The sequence below is a fragment of the Gemmata sp. genome, assembly GCF_051859125.1.
Classification (GTDB): Bacteria; Planctomycetota; Planctomycetia; order Gemmatales; family Gemmataceae; genus Gemmata.
Genome location: NZ_JBHYGG010000280.1, coordinates 22,077 through 42,463, shown reverse-complemented (window position 1 = coordinate 42,463; position 20,387 = coordinate 22,077). Strand labels below are relative to the sequence as shown.

The window sequence follows — 20,387 nt, the reverse complement described above, 5'->3', positions numbered from 1 at the left end:
GTTCGGTTAGTGCCCGGCACCGGGCGGGGTCGCGAAGACGAACTGGTCCGCGGCCGGCCCCTGGCGGAGCGACTCCCATAAGTCGGCGGGCACGGGCACCGGTTCGCCCCGGGGGAACACCCGCCCGGAGCCGTCGGCCAGCTCCCGGAACGGCCCCCGGTACACGACCACCCCGCCGGCCCCGCCGCCGCACGCGGCGGACCCGCCCATGCACCCCCCGGTCACGTCCGCCCCCGTGAGGTCGCCGGTGACGATGTAGATCTCCCACGGGTTGCCGTCCGGGTCCTCGACCCACACCTTGGTCTGGACCGCGTAGCACCCGCGGGTCCCGTTCTGCTCGCGGGTGCGGACCCCGGCCGCCTCCAGCCGCCGCTGGACGGCCCGGACCGCGGCCTCGGACGCGAGCCGGAGGCCGAGGTGCGACACGACCCCGCCGGGCCGGGCCGCGCCGGGCATCAGTGTGAAGACCACGGGCGGGTCGGCGGGCTCGAACTTGGCGTAGTCCGCGTGGCACTTGACCGGCGGGGTGCCGAACAGGACGCGGTAGAACGCGACCGCCCGGTCCAGGTCGGTGACGTTGACCGCCATGTGAAAGGCGACCGGTTGCCCGATCACGGTCAAGCCCGGCATGTGCGTGCTCTGGAAGGGGTCAGTTGGTGATGGTGAGCGGGGCGAGTTCGTTCACCGACTTCTTCTCGACTGTCACCCGCAGGGGCGACGTCTTCGCGTCGCGGTACTTGGCCGGGGGCAACTTCGGACCCGGCCTGTCGTCCGGGAGCGGGGCCTCGCGGATGGTGACCACGTACTCGCCGGCCGGGGCGCCGTCGGTCATGTCGTAGCAGGCGACCGCGAAGGTGCCGTCGGCCTGCACGACCCCGGTCAACTGCGCCGGCAGCTTGGGGGCGGCCGGGTCGGTCGGGTGGAGCACCACCATCAGCCCGAGCACGGTGTGGCCGGGCCATTCCAGCCGACCGGTGGTCTTATTGACCGGGACCCGGCCGTCGCCGCTCGCGCACCCGACGGCAAACAGAACGGCGAGGACGACGACCACCCGGGCCGTGCGGAGGCGCATTCGGATCACGGGAACCTCGTATTAGTCCAGGGTGGCCACTTCCCCGTACGCCTTCGTGTTCAGGTCGATTAGCAGGCTCGTCGGGGTGCCCTCGTTCAGGAACCGCACCGAGCCGTCGGCGAGGAGGAAGTTGGCACCGCCGGTGTGGAAGCTGTAGTAGTTGTGGTCGTTGGTCCTGTTGATTGCGAACGGGCCGGGCTGGCCGACGCCGTCGGCGGTGGACCCGAACAACTGGAACGCGGACAGCGCGTCGGACCACCCCGCGTGACTAATGTGCATGCCCACGCCGAGGTTGGGGTGCCCCTGGGGGGTGGGGGCCGACGCGGTCGGGTTCCCGGGGGTGCCGATGTTGCCCTGTCGGGCCGGGTCGTCGGTCACGTCCTTCCGCAGGATCATGAACCGCGGCCGCATCGACCCCTCACCCAGCAGGATCGTGCTCGACAGCCCGTCGGTGATGGAGAGCAGCGGGGTGTACTCCGCGATGTTCTGGGCGCAGATGCGGATGTACTTGTCGTTCGTGCCGTCGAGCAGCGTCGCCTGGCTCGAGTGCGGCTGCTTGCCGAATAGGTCCCAAGCCTCCGTCCGGAAGCCCTGACACGGCATGTAGTCCCCGACCGCGGCCTTCCACCGGTTGGCGGGTGCCAAAAGGATCCCTGTGGACGACGAGTTGTACTCGTAGTCCTGCCTGGTGTCGGGACTGGACGGGCACCGCATCACCTTGAGATTGGTCAGTATGAGCGGCTGGTTGTTCGCGCTTGCCTGGTCTTCTTCCCAGCGGTACAGGCGGAACACGTTCTCCTGTTCCAGTTGCGCCAGCAGGAACGTACCCCAGCCGTGCTTGACCGCCTGGAGGCCGCCGAGCCACGTGCCCCGGACGCCCGAGGGCGGGATCTTGTTGTTGTTGGCCGAGGCGTAGCTGTGGTACGCGATCCCGAGTTGCTTGAGGTTGTTCTGGCACTGGGCGCGGGCGGCGGCCTCGCGGACCTTCTGGACGGCCGGCAACAGCAGACCGATCAGGACGGCGATGATCGCGATCACCACCAGTAGCTCGATCAGCGTGAACCCGGAACGACGGCTCATTTTGCACCCTTGGCAAGAGCGGTCCGCCTGCGATTCGGTGACAGGTGCCCTGTTGACAAGATGTTAGATGGCAGCCGTTCGCCCGGCCACCAGATTCTTCCGTCGTGTACGAAAAGGATGTCCACGCCCGTCCGGTTCAAAACCGATATCTACGCGAGCCGCGGCCCCCTTCGTGTGGAGTCGGAAGAACAGGAACCCGTTGCAGTGGGTGGCGGTGGCGGCCCTGGCCGCGGCGCTCAGGGACCCGTGCGCCGCGCCCTCGAACGCGAACTCGGTGGCGAGGACCGTGACCCGGACCGTGCCCCCCTTGTACGGCCGGGCGAGGACCGTGCCCGGGGGCGGGAGCCGGCGGTCCGGGCCCGGCCCGACGGCGAGCGTCACCGTGTGGCTCGTGGCCACTGCGGTCGGTGCGGTCGTCGGTGCCGGTGCGGGCGTTAACGGCGGGTTGAGGCGGAGGTACGCGTCGCACGCCAACTCGGTCGCCCCCTCTCGCGCGGTCCGAGAGCCCGCTTGGGCGAGGCACTGGAGCCGCCACGCGATGCGGCGGACCAGCCACGTGCGGCCGGAGTTGCTTGGTGGTGAGACGCTGGAGCGCGGCGACCTCCCGTGACGTGTACGCTCATCGACGGTCTACTGGGAATCTGGTGCTCTCGGTGCCGTCACCGGCGCGGGCAGTGACGCTCGTCCCGCACCGCACCGCAAGGTCGTTCGTGCGGAATTTCGAGGGTTCTGCGGGGTCAGAACCGGCGGGGTGAGTGGGCAACGCGAGGCGGAGCAGGCCGGCGGCGAGGAGCGCGGCGACGGCGCGGGTGCGGTCCGCGGGGGAGAGCCGGGCCGGGTCGGTCGGGACGTGCGGGGGCGGGCCCATACGGAGCACCTCGGTGGGGGCCGCCCGCGGCGTGTGCCGCGGCTTCCTCCCTACCCAGGAACTACCCCGGCCGCGTTCGAAGTGTCGGGTGCGGCGAGCGCGGCGCCTACTGTTGTCCGGTCCGCCCACTGTGTCGGACCGCCGACAACGCCCGTCGCACCTGTCATGAACGCCGGGAGATGTTCTTGCCGCGGCCCCCGGGCGGGCGCAGAATGAGGCGGTTCCACACCTCCTCTCCCTCCGGGGCCGGACATGCTCGCCCAGGCCGTCGTCTGCCCCGCGTGCCGCGCCACAATCCGAGTCACCGTGGCGCCGGGGGCGGCCGTCGCGACCTGCCCCGAGTGCGGCGGCAGGTTCCCGCTCGACTCCGGCGCCACCGAGCAGACGAGCCCCTCACCGTCCTCGGCGTTCCCGGAAACCGCCTCGATCGTCGCCGGCTCCCGCGGCGACCTCACGGACGAGACCCTCGCCGGGCCGAGCGGCCCGCCCCCGTCGGCCGAGTTCCCGTTCCTGGCCCCGCCGCAGCGGCCCGACGAGATCGGCCGCCTCGGGCCATACCGGGTGCTGGGCGTGCTGGGTGCGGGCGGCATGGGGGTCGTGTTCCGGGCCGAGGACCCGGCCCTGCGCCGGCAACTCGCGCTCAAGGTGATGCTCCCGCAGTTCGCCAGCCACCCGACCGCGAAGGCCCGGTTCCTCCGCGAGGCCCGGTCCCAGGCGGCCGTCGAGCACCCCCACGTCATCGCGATCTACCAGGTCGCCGAGGTCGGCGACGTCGCCCTCATCACCATGCCGCTCCTCAAGGGGCAGACCCTCGGCGACGCGCTCCGGGCCAACCCGCACGTGCCCGTCGGCGAGGCCGTGCGGATCGCGCGCGAGGTGGCCGAGGGGCTCGCCGCGGCGCACGAGCAGGGTCTCGTCCACCGCGACATCAAGCCGGCCAACATCTGGCTCGAGGGGAAGCGGCTCGGCGTCAAGGTCCTCGACTTCGGGCTCGCCCGCGCGGAGTCGGACGGGGACGGCGGGGACGCGGTGACCCAGCAGGGGGCGATCGTCGGCACCCCGGCGTACATGTCACCCGAGCAGGCCACCGGCGAGCCCGTGGACGCCCGCACGGACCTGTTCAGCCTCGGCGTCGTGCTGTACCAGATGCTCGCGGGCCGCCCGCCCTTCGCGGGCAAGAACACTCCGGCGATCCTGGTGTCGGTGACCACGCACCACCCGCCCCGGCCGGCGGATCTGAACCCGCAGGTGCCGGCCGACCTCGACGCCCTCACGATGCGGCTCCTGGCCAAGGACCCCGGGCACCGGCCCGCGAGTGCCGAGGCGGCGGCCGACGCCCTGCGGGCGGTCGGGGCGGGGATGAACCAGACGCTCCCGGTCCCGGTGATGTACGCCCCGGCGGCGACCGCCGCCGACCCGTGGGAGTGCATCGCGGACACGGAGCCGGATCACTCCTTTGCATCGGTCGCCGCCTCGGCAGTTCGCGGTGAGCCCACGCCGACCGAAGAAGCGCCGGTGCCCCGCCCGGCCCGGGGGAAGCGCGGGCCGGTGCTGCTGGTCGCCGCACTGCTCGCGCTGGCCGGCACGGTCGCGGTTGCGGCGGGCGTCATCATGAATACCGGAAAGAAGGACGGCACGGTAGCCGAGGTCCAGGTGCCGGACGGAGCCGCGGTCCCGGTCGAGAAGGGCACAAAGAAGGTGGCAGCAGTCGGCCCGGCCACGTGGCAGCCGGGCCCGGAGTGGAAGCCGGTCCCGGCCGGGCAGTCGCCGTTCGACACGCTCGACGCGAAGGAGATTCCCGCGGCCGAGCGGTTCGGCTGGCAGCCGAGGGAACTCGTCGCGGTGATCGGCACCCACGCCCGGCGGCACTGGGGGCCCGTCTTCTCCGCGGCGATCTCCGCCGACGGCAAGCTGGCCGCCACGCGGGCGGCGTGCAGGGGCGACAGCCTCATCATCTGGGACGCGGCCACCGGTGCGGCCAAGTGGCGGCTGACGGAAGGCGACTACCACAACGGTTCACTCCACTTCACCCCGGACGGCCGTCGGCTCGTGTGCTCCATCGGCAGCCGGCTGGCCGTGTACGACCTGTCCGGGCCCGAGCCCGTTGCGACCGTTCACACCCTCCCGAACCGACCGGACGGCAAGGGGTGGAACGGCGTCTTTAGCACCGTCCTATGCGAGGGCGGGCGGGCGCTCGTGGCAATCAGTCACGACGACCCGATCGGCCTGTTCGACCTGACGGACGGGACGCCGCGGCTCGTGCAGGTGAAGGAGCGGGCGAAGGAGACCCCCGTCCTGGTGGCCGGCGACGCGAACCAGGTCGTGTACACCGCGCCGGACGGGAAGCTCCGCCGGGCGACGGTCAAGGGGGCGAAGTTCGCGGGCGACGAGGAACTGCCGATCAAGTTGGCGGAGAAGGATTACCCCAGCGGCATCTCGCCGGACGGCAAGCGACTGGCCATACTCGGCGACAATCACCTGCAACTCTGGGACGTCGGCCAGAAGCCGCCGAAGCTCGTCCACCGGATCAACGAGAACGCCGGCGGCTGGCTCACGTTCTCGGCCGACGGCCGGTGGATGGAGAGGACGAACACGGACACGGCGCTGTTCCGCATCGACGGCGCGGAACCGAAGTTCGCCGGCTGGCGGGATCAGACGAGCTACCCCGTCTTCGGTCGAGTCGCGTTCAGCGCCGACGGCAACCGGGCGGTGGTCGCCAACGGCGACGGGTTCGCCCGCTTCTGGGACCTGACCGGCACCGAGCCGAAGGAGATCGCCCCGTTCGACCCGGCCGCCGCGTTCCCCACCAACCCGGTACTCGATGCCAAGGCCGGCCGCGCGCTGCTGCCCCGCTACGGACCCGAGCGACGGTCGCAACTGTGGGACCTCACCGGCCCGCGGCCGGGGCTCGCTGCAGGGCCGGACGTGTTCCTGGCCACCGGCTCCCACTTCCCCTCGGCAGTTGGCGGTGGCCGGTGGCTGGCCTGTGTGCCGAACGACCGCCTCCAGCTGTTCGGCCTCGCGGGCGGGAAGTGGGAGCCGGCGTCCGAGCCGTTCGGCCCGGGCGTGTGGGGGGCGGGGGCGGGCGACGGCATGACCGTCGCAGTACTGCGCGCCCCGGCGGGCGGGGCCGACGTGTGGGACGTCGGTGCCCGGCCGCCGGCGAAGAAGTGAGCTGTCGACGCGCCGGGGGCGTGGAACTTGGCAGTCGCGGCGAACGGGCGAACAGTCGGCGTCTTCATGTGGGGCGGGACAGACGCCGGTCCACACGCACTCGCCGTCTGGCGGAACACCGGGCCGAAGCCGGAGAAGTACGCGACGCTGCCGGTGAAGTTGCCCCCCCACAACTACCGGGTCGCGCTCTCGCCGGACGGCCGCTACCTCGCCCACAGCCCGGACGGCACCGCCGAACTCGTCGTCGTGGATCTCGCCGGCAGGGAGCCGCGCGAGGTGCGGCGGACGAACGTGGGCGGGGTCGCGGCACTGGGGTTCCACCCGGGCGGCCAGCGGCTCGCGTACAGCACCGGCGAAGGGTTGTGCGTCGTGGACGTGGCGACCGGCAAGACGCTCTGGGAGTGGAAGGGGGCGCCCGGCGCGGTGCTGTGGGCGCAGTGGGCCGACGACGGCCGCCACCTGGTCACGCACAACGCCAACAAGACGGTGTACGTGCTGCGCCTGCCGGACCTGTCCGGGGCCGCCGACCGCGCCGCGGCCGAGTGGGCGCTGTCCGTCGGCGGCAAGGTGTATGTCAAGGACGCCGCGGGCGGGGGCGAAGTGAAGGACGCGAAGCAACTGCCCGTCGCGCCGTTCGCCGTGACCAGCGTCTTTCTCGCTTACACGATGGCAGGCGACGCGGGCCTTGAGCGCCTCAAGGGGTGCACGTCACTCGTAAGCCTCAATCTGCACCAACTCAAAGGGATTACGGACACCGGACTGGCTCACATCAAGGGGCTGGTCGGTCTGACGGAGTTGGATATCGCCGGCAGCCAGGTGACCGACGCCGGGGTGGAGCACCTGAAGGGTATGACGAAGCTCGTGACACTGTCGATTCACGACACATTAATTACAAACGCGGCGCTCACTCACATCGCTGGCTTCGGCGAATTGACCACGCTGTTCATTAGTGGCACGCCGTTGACTGACGACGGGATCGAGCCGCTGCAAAAGACCGCCAAGCTGGAATTTTTGGAACTCAAGAGGACGAAGGTGACCGCGGCCGGGGTGGCGAAGCTAGCGAAGGCATTGCCGAAGTGCAAGATCTCGTGGGACGGCGGCGTCATCGAGCCGACCGCGACCGCGGCCGCCGACCCCGACCGCACCGCGGCGGAGTGGGTGATCGCGCAGCGCGGGTTCGTTCGCATCAACGGCGTGGCGAAGGACATCAAAGCCGTGGCCGACCTCCCCAAGGAGCGATTCGCGCTGAAAGTGGTGATGCTCGACAACACGACCGTAGCGGACGCCGACTTGGCGAATTTCAGGCAGTTCAGTCTCACGCACCTGGGGTTGAGCAATACGACGGTAACGGACGCGGGCCTGGCTCAACTCAAGGGACTCGGGAGACTGGAAAGTCTCAACATACACGCCACGGCGGTGACGGACGCCGGGCTGGTTCATCTCAAGGGATGCGCAGGTCTCACGGATCTTGCAATCGGGAGCACAAGGGTAACAGGATCCGGTCTCGTACATCTGAAAGAACTTAAAGATCTTTCTTTCCTAGTTCTGACGGGCTTGTCTCTTACAGACTCGGATTTGGCTCACCTCAAAGAACTAAAGGGACTAACGCGCCTCGGCCTGTGGGGCACGGGGGTGACACCAAAGGGGCTTGCGGAGTTTCACGCCGCTGTGCCCGCGTGCAAGATCGAGCACGACGGCGGCACCATCGGGCCGAAGAAGTAACCCGCCCGCTCGCGGCAACGGAGGGCCGGCGCGCCCTGCGACTGTTGCCGCCCCTGTTCGCCATCCTCGCCTCGGCTTACGGCCGCTCCGCAATGCGGTCCCGCTCCGAGCCGGCGGGCGCGAATGAGCCACGGGCACGGACTCCGGCCGACATCCGACTCTGTCAAGTCCCCAGGGTGACCGCGAGCCCCACCGGCCGAGCCCGAAGTATCATCTCGGGATGAACCCAATCGCATTCGCGCTGCGTCAGCCGGTCACGGTGATGGTCGGCGTCGTCGCCCTGGCCTGCCTCGGTGGGCTCGCCGCGTCCCGCCTCCGCGTCGACATCTTCCCCGCCCTGAACCAGCCCGTCGTCTACGTCGTCCAGCCCTACGGCGGGATGGACCCGCAGCAGATGGAGGGGCTGATCGCCAACTACTACGAGTACCAGATCCTGTACGTGAGCGGGATCAAGCACGTCGAGACGCGGAACGCCCAGGGCGTCTGCATGTGCAAACTCGTCTTCCACCCCGGTACGGACATGGGGGTGGCGATGGCCGAGGTCGTCGCCACCACCAACCGCGCCCGGGCGTTCATGCCGCCGGGCACGGTGTCGCCGTTCATCACCCGGTTCGACACCGGGAGCGTCCCGGTCGGGTACCTGGTCATGTCCAGCGAGACGAAGTCGATCGCCCAGATCCAGGACCAGGCGCTGTTCAAGGTCCGCCCGATGTTCGCGGCCATCCCCGGCGTGTCGGCCCCGCCGCCGTTCGGCGGGGGCGTCCGCACCGTCGTCGTGCGGGCCGACCCCGACCGGCTCCGCGCCTACGACCTCTCGGCCGACGACGTCGTCCGCGCGCTCGCGACCGGCAACGCGATCAGCCCGTCGGGCGTGGTGCGGGTGCAGGAGATGATGCCGGTCGTCCCGACCAACGCGCTGGTCGTCGCCCCGGCGGACCTCGGCGAGATCGAGGTCAAGCCCGGTGTGTACCTGCGCGACGTGCTCCGCCGGGACGCCGTGACCGGCCGGCCGCTGATCGACGACGCGTCCGACATCCAGACCGGCGCCGCCGTCGTCAACGGCCGCCGGGCCGTGTACATCCCGGTCACCAAGCGGGCCGACGCGAGCACCCTGGCCGTGGTCGAGGGGGTCAAGGCGAACCTGCCCAAGATGCGGGCCGCGCTGCCCGACGACATCGCCGTCGGGCTGGAGATGGACCAGTCGCCGCACGTGACCGAGGCCCTCAAGGGGGTCGCGGTCGAGGCCGGCCTGGCGGCCGGCCTCGTCGGGCTGATCGTGCTGCTGTTCCTCCGGGACTGGCGGAGCGTCGTCGTCGTCGTCCTGAACATCCCGCTCGCGCTCACCGCGGCGGTCGTCGGCGTGTGGCTGTCCGGGAACACGGTCAACCTGATGACACTCGGCGGACTGGCCCTGGCGGTCGGGGTCCTGGTCGACGAGTCCACCGTCGAGGTCGAGAACATCCACGTGCAGATGGGGCGGACCGACTCGGTCGCCCTCGCGGTCCGCCGCGGGAACGCGGACACGGCCGTGCCCCGGCTCCTGGCGATGCTGTGCGTCCTGGCCGTGTTCGCCCCCGCGTTCTTCCTCACGGGGGCGGCCCGCGAGCTGTTCGCCCCGCTCGCCCTGACCGTCGGGTTCGCGATGGTCGCGAGCTACGCCCTGTCGAGCACGTTCGTCCCGGTGGCGTGCGTGTGGCTCCTCCGCCACCGCCGGCACGCCCCGGCCCGGCGGGGGACGTGGTTCGGGGGCGTCGTGCGGCGGGTCGTCGCGGGGCGGTGGGCGGTGGCCCCCGCGTTCCTGCTGGCGAGCGTCGCCGTGCTCCCGATCCTCGGCCCCCGCGTCGGCGAGGACATCTTCCCGCAGGTGGACGCCGGCCAGTTCCAGTTCCGCCTCAAGGCCCCGGCCGGGACGCGGCTGGAGCAGACCGAGGCCCTCGCGAACGAGGCCCTCGAGCAGATCAAGCGGGAGGCCGGCGGGGGCGGCGTGGCGCTGTCCCTCGGGTACGTCGGGATGGTGCCGACCACGAACCCGGTGCTCAACCTGTACCTCTGGAGCGGCGGCCCCGAGCAGGCCCTCGTGCGGGTCGCGCTCGAGCCGGGGCGCGTGCCGGTGGAGGCCCTGAAGGCCCGGCTCCGCGAGACGCTCCCGGGGCACCTCCGGGCCTGGGCCGCCGCGAAGTGGAAGGCCGAGGGCGTCCCCGCCGACCGCGCCGACCGCCGGGCCGCCGACCTGACCGTCTCGTTCGAGCCGTCCGACATCGTCAACCAGGTGATGAGCTTCGGGTCGCCGACGCCGATCGAGGTGGCGGTCTCGGGGTCGAAGATGGCGGACAACCGGGCGTTCGCGGCCAAGCTCCGGGAGGAACTGGGGAAGGTGCCCGCCCTCCGCGACCTCCAGTACACGCAGTCGCTCGACTACCCGACGGCGGACGTGAGGTTCGACCGCCTCAAGCTCGCGACCGCCGGGGTGACCGCGGACCAGGCCGCCCGGGCCGTCGTCCCGTTCACCTGGTCGAGCCGGTTCACGGCCCCGAACTACTGGCGGGACCCGGCGTCCGGCGTCGGCTACCAGGTCCAGGTCGAGGTCCCGCAGACGGTCGTGCAGTCCCTGCGCGACCTGGAACTGATCCCGGTCGCCGCGGCGCACGGCAGGCCCGTGCTGGTCCGCGACGTCGGGGACGTGAAGGCGGGGACGATGCCCGGCGAGGTCCACCGGTTCAACATGCGGCGGACGGTGACGCTCCAGGCCAACGTGGCCGGGGAGGACCTGGGCTCGGCGGGCCGGCAGGTGCGGGCGGCGATCCGGGCCGCCGGCGCCCCGCCGGCCGGGGTGCAGGTCGAGGTCCGCGGCCAGATCGCGCCGCTCGACGACCTGTTCGAGGGCCTCGGCCTCGGGCTGGCGTTCGCGGTCGCCGCCGTGCTGCTGATGCTGACCGCGTACTTCCAGTCCGTCCGGCTCGCGCTGGTGTCCGTCGCGCCGGTCCCGGCCGTGCTGGCCGGGGTGCTCGCGGCCCTGCTCGCCACCGGGTCGACGCTGAACCTGCAGTCGTTCATGGGCGCGATCACGGCCGTCGGGGTGGCGACGGCCAACGCGATCCTGCTCGTCACGTTCGCGGAGCGCGCCCGCCGCGCCGGCGCGGCGGCCCCCGACGCCGCGGTGGACGCGGCCCGGTCCCGCGCCCGGCCGATCCTGATGACGGGCGCCGCGATGATCGCCGGGATGGTGCCGATGGCGGTGGGCGAGGGGCAGTCGGCCCCGCTGGGCCGGGCCGTGGTGGGCGGGCTGCTGGCCGCGACGTTCACGACCCTGTTCGTGCTCCCCGCGGTCTTCGCACTCGTGATGGGCCGGGCCGGAACCGCGTCCGCGTCGCTCGACCCGTACGACCCGGCCAGCCGCCACAGCGTCCCCGCACAGGACCCGGTGCCCGGGGCCTGAGGTCGGCCGCGGGCCTCCCTTCCGTTCCGTTCGCGGGGAACCGCGGCCCGCACTACGGGACGCTTTGGCCGTCGGCGAGGGCCGCCGCGGGCGAGGCCACGGCCTCGGCCCCGGTCACCTCGGTCCAGTCGCCCGCCCCCGGCAGCTTGTACCGCTTCACCTGCGTGAACTGGGCGTCGCCGCGGAGCAACTCGACCCGCACGCGGACGGCCTTCCCGCCCTGGACCAGGTACATCACGGGCTCGTCGCCCGCCTTCCCGATGGCCGCGGCCGGGACGGACCACGCGGCCGGCAGTTCCGCCGACAGTTTCGCGTGAACGTACATCCCGGGGCGGACGGCCTCGTCCGGGTTCGGCACGTCGACCTCGGTCCGGAGGGTGCGGGAGCCGGGCTCCAGGGACCACGCCACGCGCGCCACGGTCCCCGGGCCGGGGGCCGCCTTCCCGGTGGGCAGGGAAAGCCGCACCGCTTGCCCCACCGCGACGAGGGCGGCGTCGGCCTCGGGGACGTGCACGACCACCCGGACCGGGTCGAGCCGGGCGACGCAGAACAACTCGGTCCGGTCCCCCGCGGCCACAAAGTCGCCGGTGTTGACGGACCGCCGCGTGACGACGCCGTCGAACGGCGCGACGATGGAGGCGTAGCCCCGGAGCGCCTTCACGCGGGCCGCGTCGGCGCGGGCCACCTCCTCGCGGGCCTGGGCGGCGGTCACGTCGGCGGCGGCCTTGTCGCGGTCCGCCTGGGCCTTCTTGACGGCGGCCCTGGCCGACGCGACCCTCGCGACCGCACCCTTCAGGCCGGCCCCGGCCGCCTTGAACTGGTTCAGCGTCTCGTCGCGGGTCTGCAGGTCGCCGACGCCGCCGGTGACGAGCTTGGCGAACCGGTCGACTTCCTTCTGCCAGCTCTCGGCGAGGGCCTGGGTCCGGTCCACGCCGGCATCGGCCTCGGCGACCAGGGCGGCGACGGCGGCCACGTTGGCGCCCGCGGCCTCGAGCGCCTTCTGGGCCTGCACCACCTCGGCCTCGGCCTGCTTGACCAGAGCGAGCTTCTGCGCCACCTCCTGGTCGAGTTCGGGCACCGCGAGGCGCGCCAGGACGTCCCCCTTCTTCACCCGGCTGCCGATGTCGATGAGGCGGTCGTGCGGCGGCCACGCCTGCTTCTCCGGCGTGTTCGTCTTGAGCCGGGCGACCTTGTGCGGGTCCTCGGCGATCTCGCCGACGTAGGCGGTGAGCCGCGCGCGGAGGACCGTCTCCTCGAACGCGTGGACGATGCCGGGCTGCTCGACCTCGCGCTTGACCGCCCGCCTCTCGGGCTTCACGACCGCGATCTGCGGTGCGGTCGCCGCCGGGGCCGCGGCCGGTGCGGGCGGGTTCTTACCGCACCCGCCCGCACCGGCGAGCGCGATGACCGATGCCAGGATCGGGAGGGGACGAAGCATGGGGTGCCTCTCGGGGTGGGGCCTGCGGCGGGCGGCACGTGGGCCGCGACACGTCTACGGGTCGCGACGGGCACGTGGGGCACGACGGGAGCGGCGGTGCGTCTATCTTAGCGGTGCGTCACGGCGCAGCGCAGGGGGGTTCCGCCGGCCGCGGGCCGGGCACCATGTTTGTCAGGTTCCGGGCCGGGTGCGGTGGCGGTCGCGGCTAGGGCAGCGTCTTGGCCGGGCGGAACCCCAGCACGTAGTCGCGGTTGCCGGGCCGGTGGAAGTCGCGGTTCGCGGACCGCATGAAGATCGGGATGCTCAGGATCGAGCCGCCCCGGGTGACCCGGTTGTGCTCCTCGCGAACCGCCGACTGCGGCCCGTCGGTGTCGTCGATCCGTTGGGGCGGTTCGTCCCGCCCCAGGTCCTCGAGCCACTCCTCGGCGTTGCCCATCGTGTCGAACAGCCCCAGGGCGTTCGGGCGCAGCAGGCCCCCCGCACCCGCGCGGCTGTCCGCGTTGCCGGGGCCCCACGCGTACCGCGAGAGGAGCTCCTCCCCCCGCCCGTAGAACCGCGCCGTCACCGAACCCGCCCGGCACGCGAGCTCCCACTCGGCCTCGGTCGGCAGGCGGTAGCCCGCCAGGCCGAGGTGGTCCGCCCGGACCGTCATCCCCTCCCCGTACCCCCCCTTCGGGTTCGGCTCGTAGCACCACTGGTCGCTCGGGATCCCCTCCCGCTCACTCAACCAGTTGCAGTACGCCGCGGCGGAGTACCAGGTCATCCCGATCGCGGGGCCGTCCGGGTCCGCGCTGAACCGGGACATCCAGATCCGGTCCGGGCGGAACCGGAGGAACTCCGCGTTCGTGACCTCCCGCGTCGAGACGGCGAAGCTCCGGGGGATCCGCTTCGGGTGCGGGGTCTCGTCGGTGTACCCCGTGAACCGACCGGGCTCGGTGGCGGGCGAACCCATGGTGAACGCGGCGGGGCCGCGGACGACCGCGTACGTCTGGCCCTGTCCGTTCACGAACCAGTCCTTGCCGGCGCCAAGGGGTCGCGTCGCGGCCCACGCCAGCCCCGCCCCCGCCACCGCCGGGAGCGCCGGGTGAGTCCCCGCCGCCGCCGCGCGGGTTCGCGCCTCCCCGGTCAGGTCCCGGTCGATCGCCTCGACGGCCCCCGCCCGGCCCCACTTCCGCCGCAGCAACCAGTCGATCGCCGAGTGGAGCCCCGGGTCCGGGGCGTCGCGGTACTGTTCCAGCAGTCGCGCCACGAGCGCGTCGCGTTCGGCGGGTGGAACCCGCTCGGGCGGAAAGTCCCCCAGGGCGATCAGGCACGCCCGCCGGGCCCGGGGGTCGGGCTCCGACGCGAGCCGCCGGACCAGCACCGCCGGGTCCGCGCCGATGGTTCCCAGCCGCCGGATCAAGTAGCTCTGCACGGTTGGGTCGGCGTCCCCCCGCGGGGACAACAGCGGCCACACGGACTCGACCTCGCCGAGCGTGAAGAGCACGGCGGCGGCGTTGGCCTGGCGCCGCGCCAGGGCGTCGATCAGTTGGTCCGGGTCCGCCAGCGCCGCGACGGGAGCGGCGCCGGCCAGGGCGGCGACCGCCGACACGGCGTCCTCGTTCATCGCCCAGCTCGGCAGCGCCGACTTGTGCAACTCGGCCTTCAGGATCGGGACCAGTGCGGCGCGGTTCTTCCCGGCGATCGAGTCCGCGAACAACTGGTAGTGGCGGGGCCCGAGGGTCACCGCCAGCTCCGCCAGGTCCGCCGGGCGGTCCGTCGTGTATTGCGCCAACAGGTTCGCCGTCAGGTCGAGCGCCGCGGCCTCGGGGACCAGGTCCGACACCGGCAACTGACCCGACTCGATTCGCAGGAGCGCCCCCGGGTACCGCCGCAGGAGCGGCGGCACCAAGTGGGCGCGGACCGGCTCCAGCGCCCGGACCCAGACCACGAACTCGTTCGGCGCGGCCCGCGTGACCGCCCCACCCAGCCGCTCCGCCACCCGGGGCCACCGTGCGTCGGCCGGGTCCCACCCGGCGAGGGCACAGGCGGCCCGCACCCGTTGGCCGGGCGTGGCGCGCTCGTCGCTCAGAACGGCCCACAGCGCCGGGGCCACGGCCGCCGCGTGCGGCGTCAGAACGTGACGGATGGTCAGCAACTCGTCGGGCTCGCAGTGCGGCAGGTGGGCGGCCAGTTCCCCCGCCCGCCCCGGTTCCTCGGCCAGCACCGCCATCCGCCCGTGCAGGCCCGGCTTGGTGGTGATCGGCCGCCCGGCCAGTTGGGCCAGTCGCGTGCGAACCAGCTCGCGGACCGGCTCCAGGGCGCGGAGCAGGTGCGGCATCTCGACCGTCTCCGCCGTGGTGACCGCTTGCACCAGCAACTCGGCCCGCAGCTCCCGGTCCCGGAGCCGGGCGGCCTCGGCCGCCTCGCCGAGGTCGCCCAGGCGCCGCGCCTCGGCCGCGAGCTCCTGCCGTGCGAGCCTCCGCTGGACGTGGAGCCCGCCCGCCGCCGCCGCGAGCGCGACGAGCGCGAGGCTCGCGGCAGCGGCCGCCCGGCCGGGGTTCCGCCTGGTCCACTTCGCGACCCGCTCCAGGTTCCCCACCGGCCGGGCCGTGATCGGCCGGCCGTCGAGGTACGCCCGCAGGTCCTGCGCGAGGGCGTCCGCGGTGCCGTACCGCCGCTTCGGGTCCTTCTCCAGGCACTTCAGGCAGACGGTCTCCAGGTCCCGCGGGACGCTCGGTACGAGCGTCGCGGGGCGGGCCGGGTCCCGCGTCAGGACCTGCTGGATCGTGCCCATCACCGAGTCGGCCCGGAACGCCGGCCGGCCCGTCAGCAGTTCGTACAGGATCGCGCCGAGGGCGTACACGTCGGCCGCCGTGCCGATGTCCCGGGTCCGCCCCGCCGCCTGCTCGGGGCTCATGTAGCTCGGGGTCCCCATGATCGCGCCGCTGACCGTCATCCCCGAGTTCCCGACCTTGGCCAGCCCGAAGTCCGTGACCTTCGGTTCGCCGCACTCGTCGAGCATCACGTTGGCGGGCTTGAGGTCGCGGTGGACGATGCCCTTGGCGTGGGCGGCCGCGACCCCGTCGGCGAGCTTCGCGACCATCTCGGCCGCCGCCCGCGGTGCGAAGCGGCCGCCCGCCTCGAGCTTCTCGCCCAGGTTGCCGCCGGCCACGTACTCCAGAACAAAGTACGGTCGCCCCTCGTGCTGGCCGAACTCGTACACCCGGACCACGTTGGGGTGCTGGATCTGTCCCACGACCTCGGCTTCCATGAAGAACCGCACCTGGGCGAGCGACTCGGCGTAGTGCCCGTCCAGGAGCATCTTGACGGCCACGGGCCGGTTCAGGAGGGCCTGCCGGGCCTGGTACACGACGCCCATCGCCCCCCGGCCGAGTTCCCGCTCGATCTCGTAGCCCGGGATGGTGGGGAGCGCCGGGGCGACGGGTTCCCGTGACGCCGCGGCGGCCTGCGAGGCCTCGTCGGGCGACTGCGCGAGGGTCCCGCTCGGGTCGGCGCCAAGCGTATCGGGGATGGTGCCGAGGGTCTCGTGCGGATCGGAATTTGGCATGGCGGCTCGTTGCGGTGCACAGGGCTCGTGCCCCAATGTTACCCGAGCGGGCGCAGCCGGCCAACGACTCCCGCTCCCGGCACGGGTCAAGCACCCGTACGCCCCGGTCGAGCAAGCCCCGCCCGCCGCCGCCGATCCGCCGCTCGCAGCCGAACGCGAACCCGTCATCCCACGGTTGGACGGCGAGAGCGAGTGGATCGAAGGCACCTTCACGTACTCCCCTCGGTCCGCTCCAACCGGACCACTCACAAGACGCTGGCTCGTCCGGCACTCCGGCGCCCGGACCCAGCTCCGAAACTTTTTTTCGATTTGCTCGGAGATCGGCCGCGCTCGTCCGTTTCCCCGTGCGACACACCCGACGACTTGCCCGGACACGTTGACCGAGAGGCGTCGGAATTCGTTTCGCCCGTCCCACTCTCCGAGAAAGAAGTCATGTTGAAGGCGATGTTCCAGGCCATGCTCCGCGGTGCCCGCCGGCGAACCACCCGGGCGGCGACCGCCCGTGCCAACCGGTTCGTTCCGGCCGTTGCCTCGCTCGAGACCCGGGAGATGCCGGCCGTGTTCGCGACGTTCGCGTCCGGAACGTTATCGGTCATCGGCGACAACCTGGACAACTCGATTGCGATCAGTCGCAACGCGGCCGGGGCGATCCTGGTCAACGGCGGCGCGGTGAAGGTCATCGGCGCCACCCCCACGGTGGCGAACACCGCGACGATCTCGGTGTTCGGTCAGGGCGGGAACGACACGATCTCACTGGTCGAAACGAACGGCGCGCTCCCGAGAGCGAACCTGTTTGGCGGGGCCGGGAACGACGTCCTGACCGGCGGCTCGGGGACGGACCAACTCTTCGGCCAGACGGGGAACGACACCCTGCTCGGCAAGGGCGGTGCGGACCTCCTGTTCGGCGGGGCGGGTAACGACGCGCTGACCGGCGGCGACGGCGACGACCGGGCGTTCGGCGAGGCCGGCGACGACCGGATGATCTGGAACCCGGGCGACGACACCGACCTGAACGAGGGCGGGAGCGGCACCGACACCGTCGAGGTGAACGGCGGCAACGGCGACGAGCAGTTCACGGTGACCGCGAACGGCACCCGCGTGCGGTTCGACCGCGTCGCCCCGGCCCCGTTCGCGCTCGACATCGGCACCAGCGAGAACCTCGTCGTGAACATGAACGGCGGGAACGACACGTTCACCGCCGGCAACGGGCTCGCGCCCCTCATCAAGCTCACCGTCGACGGCGGCACCGGCGACGACTCCATCACGGGCGGCGACGGGCTCGACCTGCTCCTCGGCGGCGACGGGAACGACACGATCACCGGCGGGCGGGGCAACGACGTGGCCCTGATGGGGGCCGGCGACGACACGTTCGTGTGGAACCCGGGCGACGGCAGCGACACGATCGAGGGGCAGGACGGCACCGACGCCATGCAGTTCAACGGCGCGAACATCAGCGAGACCATCGTCATCTCCGCCAACGGCGGCCGCCTCCGCTTCACCCGCGACGTGGCCAACATCACGATGGACGCGAACGACCTGGAGCGCGTCAACTTCGCGGCCCTCGGCGGCGCGGACAGGATCACCGTCAACGACCTGAGCGGGACGGACGTCTCCGAGGTGAACCTGAACCTGGGGTCGAACGGGGCCGGGGACGGCGCGGTCGACACGGTCGTCGTCAACGGCACCAACGGCGACGACGTGATCCTGGCGGCCGGCGACGCGAGCGGGACCAGCGTGTTCGGCCTGGCCGCACAGGTCAACATCACCGGCGCCGAGACGACGGACAAGTTGACGGTCAACGCCCTGGGGGGCGACGACGTGATCGACGCCTCGGGCATGTCGGCAAGCGCCATCGGTGCCGACGGCGGCACCGGCAACGACATCCTCATCGGCGGCGACGGCAACGACACCCTCATCGGCGGCGCGGGGGACGACGTGCTCGTCGGCGGCGGCGGCCTGGACGTGCTCGACGGCGGGGCGGGCGACAACGTCCTGATCCAGTGACCGCGAGGGCCGCGGCGGGCCGCCGGCCCGCCGCGGCCGTTCCAGCTTCTCCCGGACGGTCCGAGCGAGCGTCACGTTCCGCAACAACCCTCGTTGGAGAGAACCGTGCCCCTGGTGAGCGTCAAACTGATCGAAGGCGTGTTCACGAAGGCCCAGAAGCAGGAAATGATTCGCAAGCTGACCGACGCGATGGTGGCGATCGAGGGCGAGGCCTTGCGTCCCGTGACGTGGGTCGTCATCGAGGAGGTCCAGGGCGGCGACTGGGGCATCGGCGGGAAGTCACTCACCGCCGACGACGTGAACGAGATGGTGGGGGTCACGCCCCGCCGCTAGCGCCGGTGGCGGGCTCCGGTGCTCCGGCGGCCGGGGAAGCGATTGCCGACCGGGGCGCCGGAGCCGGGCGTCCGCCCTTTTGCCCTCGTCACGGCGAGGGGGCGGGATACGATGGCACCGGGTTCCCCTGTACCAGGTGCGGAAGGATGACCCCGAACACGGTCGACGTCCAGGACGAGGAACTCGCCGCCGCGTGCGCGCGGCGGGGCGAGTCGCCGCAGGCCCGGAGCCGGGCCGAGGCCGCGTTCCGCACGCTTTACGACCGGCACGCGAGGCGGCTCCTCGCGTTCCTCGGCGGCCGGGTGGACCGGGCGGCGGTCGACGACGTCCACCAGGACGTGTGGGCGAAGGTGTGGCAGGGGGTGGCGACGCAGTTCAAGGGCGGCAACTTCCGGGCATGGGTCCACCAGATCGCGCGGACCGTCGTGATCGACCACCAGCGGAAGCGGCGGCCCGAGCCCCTCGCCGACGAGGCCAACCTGGTCGACCACCGCCCGTGGGACCCGTCCCCCGGCGACGCGGACCGGCGCGAGGCGCTGGCCCGCTGCCTCCAGAAGCTTGAGAGGGCCAACGCCCGGGTGGCCGACCTGGTGCGGAGCCGGGTCGCCGGCGAGAGCTACGACGCGTACTGCGGTCGCACCGGCATTCCCCCGGACAAGGCGTACCGGGCGTTCCACCAGGCCAAGGCACACCTCCAGGCGTGCGTGGAGGGGACGTCCCCGTGACGCTGCACACCATGACCATCCCGGACGAGCCGGCCGAATTGCCCCGCTGGCTCGAGCGGCAACTGGTGTCTCCCGACTTCGGCCGGCTCGTCGCCGAGCTGCTGGCGCACTTCCCCTCCCCCCCCGGCGACGCCCCGTCCCAGCCCCTGCTCGACCGGTGGCTCTCGACCGCCATGCGGGACGGCCTCGGCCCGGTCCCCGCGGAGGTCCTCTCCCAGCTCCTGAGGCACCCCCCGACGCTCGCCGCGTTTCAGGAGCGAATCGCCCTCGACGGCGGGCCGTACTGGGACTCCGTCCTGCTCCAGTCGGACGACCTCCGCGATGCGTTCGAGCGGGGCAAACTGTCACTCGACCGCGTGCTCGCGGCCGACGACACGCCGCCCGCCGCCACAAAACAAGCGACCCGAAAGGCGTCTCCGAAAGCCGTACCGAAGTCGGTGCCGAGCGGGCAGGTGAAGCCGTCACCGGGGCGGGGCTACAAGGTCTGGGCGTTCGCCAGCACGGCCGTCGCCGCGTGCCTGGTCGTCGCGGTGGGCTACCTGGCGACGCGCGGCCCGGACGAACCGGCCCTCCCGAAGGCGCAGATCGCGTGGGGGTGGGGCAAGCCGAGCGGGCTCGCCCTGGATCAACAGAGCCCGAAGGGCTACCTCAACAAGCTGGCGGACAGTGCGGAGGAGTGGTCGGCCTACCAACCGTCCGATGCGACCGGCGTGGGCACCCGCGTCGCCGAGCTCCGCATCGGGTGCACCCGGCTCATGCACTCGGCCTACGGGCCCCTGACGCCGGCCGACAAGGCGTGGTTGCTGGAGCACTGCCGCGAGTGGGGGAGGCGGCTCGACGGGCACCAGCAGGCTCTCGATGCCGGGTCCGACCCGTTGGTCGTCCGGGCCGCTGTGGACGAGACGGTGCAACTGATCGCAGCCACTCTACGTGCGAAGGCGAAGCAACTGGGGTGAGCGACCGACGCACCCGATTGTTTCGAGGA

Annotated in this window: 13 protein-coding genes; 7 read left to right on the top strand and 6 right to left on the bottom strand. The window is 72.1% G+C overall.

The annotated features are described in order from the left end of the window. Positions 1-6: 6 nt before the first annotated feature. The 4 genes from ACTIGN_RS28615 to ACTIGN_RS28600 all read right to left on the bottom strand — a co-directional run bounded on the left by ACTIGN_RS28615 (position 7) and on the right by ACTIGN_RS28600 (position 2,692). Positions 7-630, bottom strand: coding sequence for an ArsI/CadI family heavy metal resistance metalloenzyme (locus tag ACTIGN_RS28615; RefSeq protein WP_439630336.1), 624 nt, complete (start codon positions 628-630; stop codon positions 7-9). 19 nt (positions 631-649) lie between these two features. Further along, positions 650-1,081, bottom strand: a complete 432-nt coding sequence (locus ACTIGN_RS28610; protein WP_439630334.1) for a hypothetical protein — start codon at positions 1,079-1,081, stop codon at positions 650-652. 12 nt (positions 1,082-1,093) lie between these two features. Continuing rightward, positions 1,094-2,152: a DUF1559 family PulG-like putative transporter gene (locus ACTIGN_RS28605; RefSeq protein WP_439630332.1), complete on the bottom strand. Its 1,059-nt coding sequence runs from the start codon at positions 2,150-2,152 to the stop codon at positions 1,094-1,096. Positions 2,153-2,215: 63 nt separating this feature from the next. Further along, positions 2,216-2,692 carry a DUF2924 domain-containing protein gene (locus tag ACTIGN_RS28600; RefSeq protein WP_439630412.1) on the bottom strand — a complete coding sequence of 159 codons (477 nt, stop codon included), beginning with the start codon at positions 2,690-2,692 and terminating at the stop codon, positions 2,216-2,218. Positions 2,693-3,272: 580 nt separating this feature from the next. Here ACTIGN_RS28600 and ACTIGN_RS28595 point away from each other — a divergent pair. From ACTIGN_RS28595 to ACTIGN_RS28585, 3 genes are all read left to right on the top strand, one after another. Next, positions 3,273-6,194 (top strand): protein kinase domain-containing protein, encoded by a 2,922-nt coding sequence (locus tag ACTIGN_RS28595; protein ID WP_439630330.1) that lies wholly within the window; start codon positions 3,273-3,275, stop codon positions 6,192-6,194. Positions 6,195-6,347: 153 nt separating this feature from the next. Beyond that, positions 6,348-7,916 (top strand): hypothetical protein, encoded by a 1,569-nt coding sequence (locus ACTIGN_RS28590; RefSeq protein ID WP_439630328.1) that lies wholly within the window; start codon positions 6,348-6,350, stop codon positions 7,914-7,916. Between the two features lie 220 nt (positions 7,917-8,136). Beyond that, on the top strand, positions 8,137-11,352 hold the full coding sequence (locus ACTIGN_RS28585; protein ID WP_439630326.1) for an efflux RND transporter permease subunit: 3,216 nt from the start codon (positions 8,137-8,139) through the stop codon (positions 11,350-11,352). Positions 11,353-11,404: 52 nt separating this feature from the next. Here the strand turns inward: ACTIGN_RS28585 and ACTIGN_RS28580 are convergent, their stop codons facing one another. Together ACTIGN_RS28580 and ACTIGN_RS28575 are read right to left on the bottom strand one after the other, a co-directional pair. Next, complete coding sequence (locus ACTIGN_RS28580; protein ID WP_439630324.1) at positions 11,405-12,790, bottom strand: efflux RND transporter periplasmic adaptor subunit; 1,386 nt, start codon at positions 12,788-12,790, stop codon at positions 11,405-11,407. 205 nt (positions 12,791-12,995) lie between these two features. After that, entirely contained in the window at positions 12,996-16,340 is a 3,345-nt protein-coding gene (locus ACTIGN_RS28575) for a protein kinase domain-containing protein (RefSeq protein ID WP_439630322.1), read from the bottom strand. A gap of 549 nt (positions 16,341-16,889) precedes the next feature. On the opposite strand from ACTIGN_RS28575, the gene ACTIGN_RS28570 reads away from it, so the two are divergent. The 4 genes from ACTIGN_RS28570 (at position 16,890) to ACTIGN_RS28555 (ending at position 20,358) form a co-directional block, all read left to right on the top strand. Continuing rightward, entirely contained in the window at positions 16,890-18,344 is a 1,455-nt protein-coding gene (locus ACTIGN_RS28570) for a calcium-binding protein (protein ID WP_439630410.1), read from the top strand. Between the two features lie 105 nt (positions 18,345-18,449). Then, complete coding sequence (locus ACTIGN_RS28565; RefSeq protein ID WP_439630320.1) at positions 18,450-18,677, top strand: tautomerase family protein; 228 nt, start codon at positions 18,450-18,452, stop codon at positions 18,675-18,677. 146 nt (positions 18,678-18,823) lie between these two features. Next, positions 18,824-19,402, top strand: a complete 579-nt coding sequence (locus tag ACTIGN_RS28560; protein ID WP_439630318.1) for an RNA polymerase sigma factor — start codon at positions 18,824-18,826, stop codon at positions 19,400-19,402. After that, positions 19,399-20,358, top strand: coding sequence for a hypothetical protein (locus tag ACTIGN_RS28555; protein ID WP_439630316.1), 960 nt, complete (start codon positions 19,399-19,401; stop codon positions 20,356-20,358). The genes ACTIGN_RS28560 and ACTIGN_RS28555 overlap by 4 nt, the downstream gene beginning before the upstream one ends. Positions 20,359-20,387: the final 29 nt, after the last annotated feature.

Excerpts from the sequence above, each read along its gene's own strand:
- ACTIGN_RS28615 (WP_439630336.1), bottom strand. The coding sequence starts at position 630 with ATGCCGGGCTTGACCGTGATCGGGCAACCGGTCGCCTTTCACATGGCG.
- ACTIGN_RS28585 (WP_439630326.1), top strand. The coding sequence starts at position 8,137 with ATGAACCCAATCGCATTCGCGCTGCGTCAGCCGGTCACGGTGATGGTC.
- ACTIGN_RS28605 (WP_439630332.1), bottom strand. The coding sequence starts at position 2,152 with ATGAGCCGTCGTTCCGGGTTCACGCTGATCGAGCTACTGGTGGTGATC.
- ACTIGN_RS28560 (WP_439630318.1), top strand. The coding sequence starts at position 18,824 with ATGACCCCGAACACGGTCGACGTCCAGGACGAGGAACTCGCCGCCGCG.
- ACTIGN_RS28570 (WP_439630410.1), top strand. The coding sequence starts at position 16,890 with ATGCCGGCCGTGTTCGCGACGTTCGCGTCCGGAACGTTATCGGTCATC.
- ACTIGN_RS28575 (WP_439630322.1), bottom strand. The coding sequence starts at position 16,340 with ATGCCAAATTCCGATCCGCACGAGACCCTCGGCACCATCCCCGATACG.
- ACTIGN_RS28595 (WP_439630330.1), top strand. The coding sequence starts at position 3,273 with ATGCTCGCCCAGGCCGTCGTCTGCCCCGCGTGCCGCGCCACAATCCGA.
- ACTIGN_RS28580 (WP_439630324.1), bottom strand. The coding sequence starts at position 12,790 with ATGCTTCGTCCCCTCCCGATCCTGGCATCGGTCATCGCGCTCGCCGGT.